The sequence below is a fragment of the Actinomadura livida genome, from assembly GCF_014648675.1.
Taxonomy (GTDB): Bacteria; Actinomycetota; Actinomycetes; order Streptosporangiales; family Streptosporangiaceae; genus Spirillospora; species Spirillospora livida.
This window is the reverse complement of record NZ_BMRO01000005.1, coordinates 48,419-55,582: the sequence shown is the minus strand read 5'-3', so window position 1 is coordinate 55,582 and position 7,164 is coordinate 48,419. Positions and strand designations below refer to the sequence as shown.

The 7,164-nt window shown below is 70.6% G+C and carries 4 protein-coding genes and 1 pseudogene; all 5 read left to right on the top strand.

The window, feature by feature from the left end; translation table 11 throughout:
* Window positions 1-862: pseudogene (locus IEZ03_RS37815) on the top strand (serine/threonine-protein phosphatase); the annotation flags it as partial.
* Window positions 863-2,449 (top strand): FtsW/RodA/SpoVE family cell cycle protein, encoded by a 1,587-nt coding sequence (locus IEZ03_RS12945; protein ID WP_184878205.1) that lies wholly within the window; start codon window positions 863-865, stop codon window positions 2,447-2,449.
* An 81-nt stretch (window positions 2,450-2,530) separates the two neighbouring features.
* On the top strand, window positions 2,531-4,012 hold the full coding sequence (locus tag IEZ03_RS12940; RefSeq protein ID WP_132048479.1) for a penicillin-binding transpeptidase domain-containing protein: 1,482 nt from the start codon (window positions 2,531-2,533) through the stop codon (window positions 4,010-4,012).
* On the top strand, window positions 4,009-5,430 hold the full coding sequence (locus tag IEZ03_RS12935; protein ID WP_184878202.1) for a serine/threonine-protein kinase: 1,422 nt from the start codon (window positions 4,009-4,011) through the stop codon (window positions 5,428-5,430). The genes IEZ03_RS12940 and IEZ03_RS12935 overlap by 4 nt, the downstream gene beginning before the upstream one ends.
* A gap of 22 nt (window positions 5,431-5,452) precedes the next feature.
* Window positions 5,453-7,164: Stk1 family PASTA domain-containing Ser/Thr kinase (gene pknB / locus IEZ03_RS12930; RefSeq protein WP_189241192.1), on the top strand; the 1,712-nt coding region annotated here is incomplete at its 3' end.

The window sequence follows — 7,164 nt, the reverse complement described above, 5'->3', positions numbered from 1 at the left end:
CATCGACCTCGACCGGCAGCCGCCGACGGGCGGGCCGGGCCAGGCGGTGGGCGCGGCGGCGAACGCGTCGCCGCCGGAGCCGCCGGGCGGCGGCCCGGGCGCGAACACCACGGCGGCGGACACGCCCGCCGGGCGCGCGGCGCAGCTGCGCGACACGCGGCCGCAGCCGCCGGTCGCCGTGGACGAGATGCCGCCGCCCCCGGCCCCGGCGCCGATGGGCGATCCGATGGGCCCGCCGCCGGGCGCGGCGCAGCAGGCGGGGATGGAGCGGCCGCGGCGCGGCGCGCGGCGCTGGACGTGGCTGGTCGTCGTCGCCGGCGTGGTCGTGGTGGGCGTCGTCGCGGGCGGGTTCGTGCTGGTGCAGAACGTCCGGAACGGCTACTACATCGGCGAGCGGGACGGCAGGGTCGTCCTGTTCCGCGGGACGACGCAGGATGTGCCCGGCCTGAGCCTGTCCCGCGTGGAGAAGGACCAGCCCAACCCGCCGATCATGGTAGCGGACCTCCCCCAGGATCTTCAGCAGCAGGTCCGGCAGACCTACACGGTGGACAGCCCCGGCGACGCGTGGAAGGCGCTGGAGAGCGCCGCCTGCAAGTACACGCTCGTCGACAGCGGTGGCAAGGTCGCCATCGTCAAGGGCAAGGACCAGAACAACTGCCGGCAGGCGACCGTCAAAACGAGTGAGATCCCGGTGGGCGAGCTGCCGGGGTCGGACGCGACGGCGATCGGCAAGGGCGACATGGCGTTCATCGGGCAGGCGGCGGCGGAGCAGAAGCTCGAGGAGCTCACCACCCGCCGCGACCAGTGCAAGACACCGAACTCACGCATCCCGGACTGCCCCTCCAACGGAGGGAAATCGTAGATGCACCAGCTCGGGGAGCAGATCAGGTCGCGGCTGCCGTACCAACGGCGGAACGCGGCCTCGCTGGCTTTGCTGATCTTCGCGATGGTGCTGACGCTGTCGGCGTTCGCGGAGGTCGGCCTCGCCCGGGACGGCAGCATCCCCGGCGGGTTGTTCGTGTACGGCGGCGGCCTGGTCGTGCTGGCGCTCATCGCGTACTTCGTCCAGGCGAAGTTCACGCCCTACGCGGACCCGCTGCTGCTGCCGCTGGCGGTGGCGCTGAACGGCATCGGGCTGGCGATGATCTACCGGCTCGACCTGGACACCAGCGCCGACCGCAAGGCCGCCGCGGCGGCCGGCAAGAAGCTGCTCGCGGACGCCGCCGACGCGCCGAGCCAGCTGATGTGGACGTTCGTCGGCATCGGGCTGTTCGTCGCCGCGGTGCTGATCATGCGGGACACCGACAAGACCGACGCCCCGGTGTCGTTCACGCCGAAGACGGCGCAGCGCTACACGTACCTGATCGGGCTCACGGCGGTCATCCTGCTGCTGCTGCCGATCGTCCCGGGCATCGGGCAGCAGATCAACGGCGCCCGCGTGTGGATCAGCGTCGGGCCGTTCTCGGTGCAGCCGGGGGAGTTCGCGAAGATCCTGCTGGTCGTGTTCTTCGCCGGCTACCTGGTGAACAAGCGGCAGGCGATGTCGCTGATCGGCAAGAAGGTCGGCCCGTTCAGCCTGCCGCGCGGCCGTGACCTCGGCCCGATCATGGTGATCTGGTTCTTCTGCCTGGGCGTGCTGTTCCTGCAGAAGGACCTCGGCACCGCGCTGCTGTTCTTCGGCCTGTTCGTGTCGATGCTCTACATCGCGACCCAGCGCATCTCCTGGGTGGTGATCGGTGTCGGGCTGCTGGCGTTCGGCGTGTTCATCTCGACGCTGCTGCCGTTCATGGGCCACGTGAACCAGCGCATCGACATCTGGCTGAACCCGAAGCCGTACTTCGACGGCGGCTGCCTGCTGGAGAGCGGCAAGGTCGTCCCGGTCAACCCGAACACCGAGATCTACGAGAAGTACGACACCGAGGGCTCGGTCTCGCCCGGCTTCACCGCCTGCGCCGAGCTCGGCGGCGAGTACGCCGACAGCGCGCAGCTGATGAAGGGGCTGTTCTCGCTCGCCGAGGGCGGCGTGCTCGGGACGGGCTTCGGGCAGGGCGAGCCGTGGCGGACGCCGCTGTCGTTCAGCGACTTCATCTTCGACTCGATCGGCGAGGAGCTCGGGCTGACCGGACTGATGGCGCTGCTGCTGATCTACGCGTTGATCGTGCAGCGCGGGATGAAGACGGCCGTGGCGGCGCGCGACCCGTTCCTGAAGCTGTTCGCGGGCGGTGTGTCGTTCGTCGTTGCCCTCCAGGTCTTCGTGATCGTCGGGGGCGTGACCCGGCTCATCCCGCTCACCGGCCTGACGACGCCGTTCCTGTCCCAGGGCGGCTCGTCGCTGATGGCCAACTGGATCCTGATCGCGATCCTGGTGCGGATGAGCCATGACGCGCGCAAGCCGGCCCCGCAGGCGATCCAGGACGAGGGCATGACGCAGATCGTGAGCACGAGGTGACTTCGGTCCGATGAACGAGCACGTGACGGGGGATGTCCGCGCGGTTCGGGGCTGCAGCACGGCCGAGCGGGGGGAAGCCGTATGAACATGGACAAGCCGGTCCGGCGGGTGGCGATCTTCGCGATGCTGCTGTTCTTCGGGCTGATGGTGCAGATCAACTACGTCCAGGGCAGCCAGGCGGAGGACCTGCGCACCGACGCCAACAACAGCCGGCAGTTCACCGACGTGTTCAACCACCCGCGCGGGCAGATCTCCGCGGGCGGCGAGGTCCTGGTGACGTCGAAGCCGACCGGCAAGGACAACCCGAAGTACGGCCGCACGTACAAGGACGGCCCGATCTTCGCGCCGGTGACGGGGTACTTCAACGGCGGCGCGTCGGGCGTCGAGCGGGCCTACAACTCGCTGCTGAGCGGCAAGGACACGCGCATCACGCAGCAGCGCTGGTTCGACACGTTCATCGGCAAGCCGGCCGACGGCGCGAACCTCGAGCTGACGATCGACCCGGAGGCGCAGCGCACCGCGTACCAGCTGCTGCGGGGCAAGACGTCGCCGGGCCGCCGCGGCGGCGCCGTGGTGATGGACGTCCGGACGGGCGCGCTGAAGGTGGCGGCGTCGTGGCCGTCGTTCGACCCGAACGAGGTCGCGCCGCAGCAGGGCGAGAAGGGCGGCAAGCGGCTGGAGCAGCTGAACGACGGCGAGGGCGTGATCAAGCCGCTGGTCGACAACGCGCTGAGCCAGACGTTCCCGCCCGGTTCGTCGTACAAGACGGTGACGGCGGCGGCCGCGATGCAGGAGCTCGGCATCGACAGCGGGTCCACCATCCAGACCGGGCAGCTGATCCTGCCGGAGTCGGGCCGTCCGCTGCCGAACTCGCACGACAGCGGGAGCTGCGCGGGCACCGCCCCGCTGCGCGGCGCGTTCGCCGAGTCGTGCAACACCTCGTTCGGGAAGATGGCGCTCGACATGGGCATCCAGCAGCTGTCCGACAGCTCCGGGAAGTTCGGGTTCGGCAAGCGCATCGAGCTGGAGCCGGACATGTACGCGGCGGAGAGCTCGGTCCCGGTGTCCTACACGGACGCGGAGGGCAAGACGACCCCGACCGGCCAGGACGGGACGGCCCGCTCCGGCATCGGGCAGGAGAACGTGCGCGCCACCCCGCTGCAGATGGCGATGGTCGCGGCCGCGGTCGCCAACGAAGGCAAGATCATGAGCCCGTTCGTGGTGCAGAAGGTCCGTGCGAAGGACCAGAGTGAGCTCTACAACGCCTCGCCGGAGCAGTTCGCCCAGCCGATCACCGGCGGCCAGGCGGAGCAGCTGGAGGACATGATGCGCGCAGTGATCTCCGAGGGCACCGCGAAGAACCTGTCCGGCATGCGGATCGCCGGCAAGACCGGCACGGCCGAGCAGGGCCCGGGCAACCCGAACGCGCGCTGGTTCATCGGGTTCAGCCCGGTGGAGAACCCGCGCTACGCGTTCGCCGTGATGACCGAGGGCCCGGGCTCCGGTGGCGGCGACGCCGGCCCCCTCGCGGGGGCGATCATGGCTAAGGTCTTGCAGAAGTGAGCGGGGACCTCGTCCTCAACGACCGGTACCGGCTGCTGGAGCGGCTGGCGATCGGCGGGATGGGCGAGGTCTGGCGAGCGTCCGACGAGCTGCTCGGGCAGCAGGTGGCGGTGAAGCTGCTGCGGCTGGAGCTCGGGTCGGACGCGCGGGCGCGGGGCAGGTTCGAGTCGGAGGCGCGGTTCGCGGCGGAGCTGCGGCACCCGGGGATCGCCGGGGCGTACGACTTCGGCGAGCACGAGGGCCGGGCGTACCTGGTGATGGAGCTGGTGCCGGGCGAGCCCCTGGACGAGATCCTGGCGCGGGACGGCGGGCTTCCGCTGGAGGCCGTGCTGGACATGATGGTGCAGGCGGGGCAGGCGCTGACCGTCGCGCACGACGCGGGGGTCGTGCACCGCGACATCAAGCCGGCGAACCTGATGGTGTCCCCGGACGGCACCCTGAAGATCACCGACTTCGGGATCGCGCGTCGGCTGGCGGCGGCCTCGCAGACCCAGACCGGGATGGTCATGGGGACGGCGCACTACATCTCGCCGGAGCAGGCGCAGGGGCACCGGCTGTCCCCGGCCGCGGACCTGTACTCGCTGGGCGCGGTGGCGTACGAGTGCCTGACGGGCGCGCCGCCGTTCGACGGGTCGACGCCCGTGGAGGTGGCGCTGAAGCACGTCCGGGACGCGCCGGCCGAGCTGCCGCCGCGGGTCCCGGCGGCCGCCCGCGAGCTGATCATGCAGCTGCTCGCCAAGGACCCGGCGGACCGGCCGGCGAACGCGGGCATGGTCGCCGACCGCGCCCTGGCGATCCGCGCGGCCCTCAGCACGGGACGAATTCCGCGGGTGGGTCCGCGGGCCGTTCCCCCTGGTCGGCACCCCAGATCGAAGATCGTTACTCAATCGACGGCTTTGTCTGGATTTGACGCTGCCTCGGGGGCGGATAACCTCGCCTCGGGGTCAGTGCGCGGGCAACGGCGCGCCGCACTGACGTACGCGTCGGTCGCGGCGGTGCTCCTGGTCTGTGCCCTCGTGGCCGGATCCCTGCTGAGGGGGTTCGCGTTCGCGGGTTCCGGCCAGGACGAGCGGGATCCACCCCGGTCTCCCGCCACGCTGCCGGTCGGGGACGACGCCGGCGACGACCCGGTCGTCCCCCCGAGCACCCCGGCGACCAACACGCCCACGTACCGGACCCCCAGTACACCGAGACCGAGTGCCACGCCGCGCGCCCCGACGCGTAGGATCCGTCCGTCAACGCCGGACACCCGCGAAGCGTCCCCATCACGTAAGCCATCAAGGAAACCGCCCCGGGCGACTCCCACCGCCCCAGAGCCAACACCCACTCCGACGGAGAGCACCACGACTCCGTCAACTCCGAGCCCGGATCCCTCTCCGGAACTGAGCGGGAAGCTAGGTTCGGAGGACAAGGTGTAGACGTACGAGGGAAAGTGCACATATGAGTCAACCTCGGCTGCTCGGCGGCCGCTACGAGCTCGAAACGGTGATCGGGCGGGGCGGCATGGCCGAGGTCTACCGTGCCCGAGATCTGCGGCTGGATCGCGTGGTAGCGGTCAAGACGCTGCGGTCCGACCTGGCTCGCGACCCCACGTTCCAGGCCCGGTTCCGGCGCGAGGCCCAGTCGGCCGCGTCGCTGAACCACCCCTCGGTCATCGCCGTGTACGACACCGGCGAGGACATGATCGGCGACACCTCCATCCCGTACATCGTCATGGAGTACGTGGACGGGAGCACGCTGCGCGACCTGCTGCGGGAGAACCGCGCGCTGCTTCCCGACAAGGCGCTCGAGGTCACCGACGGCATCCTGCGCGCACTGGACTACAGCCACCGCGGCGGGATCGTGCACCGCGACATCAAGCCGGCCAACGTGATGATGACCCGGCAGCACGAGGTCAAGGTCATGGACTTCGGCATCGCCCGGGCCATGGCCGACTCGGCCGCCACCATGACGCAGACCGCGCAGGTCATCGGCACCGCGCAGTACCTCTCGCCGGAGCAGGCGCGCGGCGAGCGGGTCGACGCCCGCAGCGACATCTACTCGACGGGCTGCGTCCTCTACGAGCTGCTCACCGGCAAGCCGCCGTTCACCGGCGACTCCCCGGTCGCGATCGCGTACCAGCACGTCCGGGAGGAGCCGGTTCCGCCGTCGCAGGTGGATCCGCAGATCCCGCAGTGGGCGGACGCGATCGTGCTGAAGGCCATGGCGAAGGACGCCGACCACCGCTACCAGAACGCGAACGAGTTCCGGCAGGAGATCCAGCGCGTCCTGCAGGGGCAGCCGGTTGCGTCGACGGCCGCGTCCACGATGCTGATGGGCTCGGCCCAGGGCACGCAGGTCATGGGCGGCTACCCGGGGGGCGCCCCGCCCCACACCCAGATGCAGCGGCCGGTCGACAACGGCTACGGTCTGCCACCGGCCCGCTACGACGACGATGACTACGGCGAGCGCGGCGGCGCCGGCAAGAAGGCCGCGCTGTGGATCGGCCTCGCCGTGCTGTTCATCGGCGGCGCGGCGCTCATCGGCTGGATGATGAGCGGCGGGGGCGACGAGACCGAGCAGGTCGCCATCCCCAACAGCATCGTCAACGTCTCGCAGGCCGACGCGACGGCGCAGCTCACGAAGCTCGGCTTCAAGGTCGGCGAGCCCAAGCTCGAGTACAGCGACGAGATCCGCCGCGGGTTCGTGATGAGCTCCGACCCGCGGCCCGGCGCGAACGCGCCGGAGGGCGCGACGGTGACGCTGGTGGTCTCCAGGGGCAAGAAGCCGCCCACGGAGATCGAGGTGCCGGACGTGACCGGCAAGCCGTACGACCAGGCGAAGAAGCTGCTGGAGGCGCGCGGCTTCGAGGTCGAGAAGCGCGTGGACAACAGCGACGACGTGCCGCGGCTCAACGTCATCTCGACCGACCCGTCCGGCGGCTCGAAGGCCCCGAAGGGCGCCACGGTCACCGTGACCATCTCGAACGGCCCGAGCGAGCTCAAGGTGCCGGACCTGTTCAACAACAGCCAGCGGGCCGCCTGCGGCAAGCTGAACGGCCTAGGGCTGAAGTGCAAGGTCGAGAAGGCCGTCCCGCCGCCCGACCGCCAGGTCGCTCCCGGCCTGGTCTTCAACCAGCAGCCGGGCCCGGACGCCGTGGTGGCCCCGGGCGA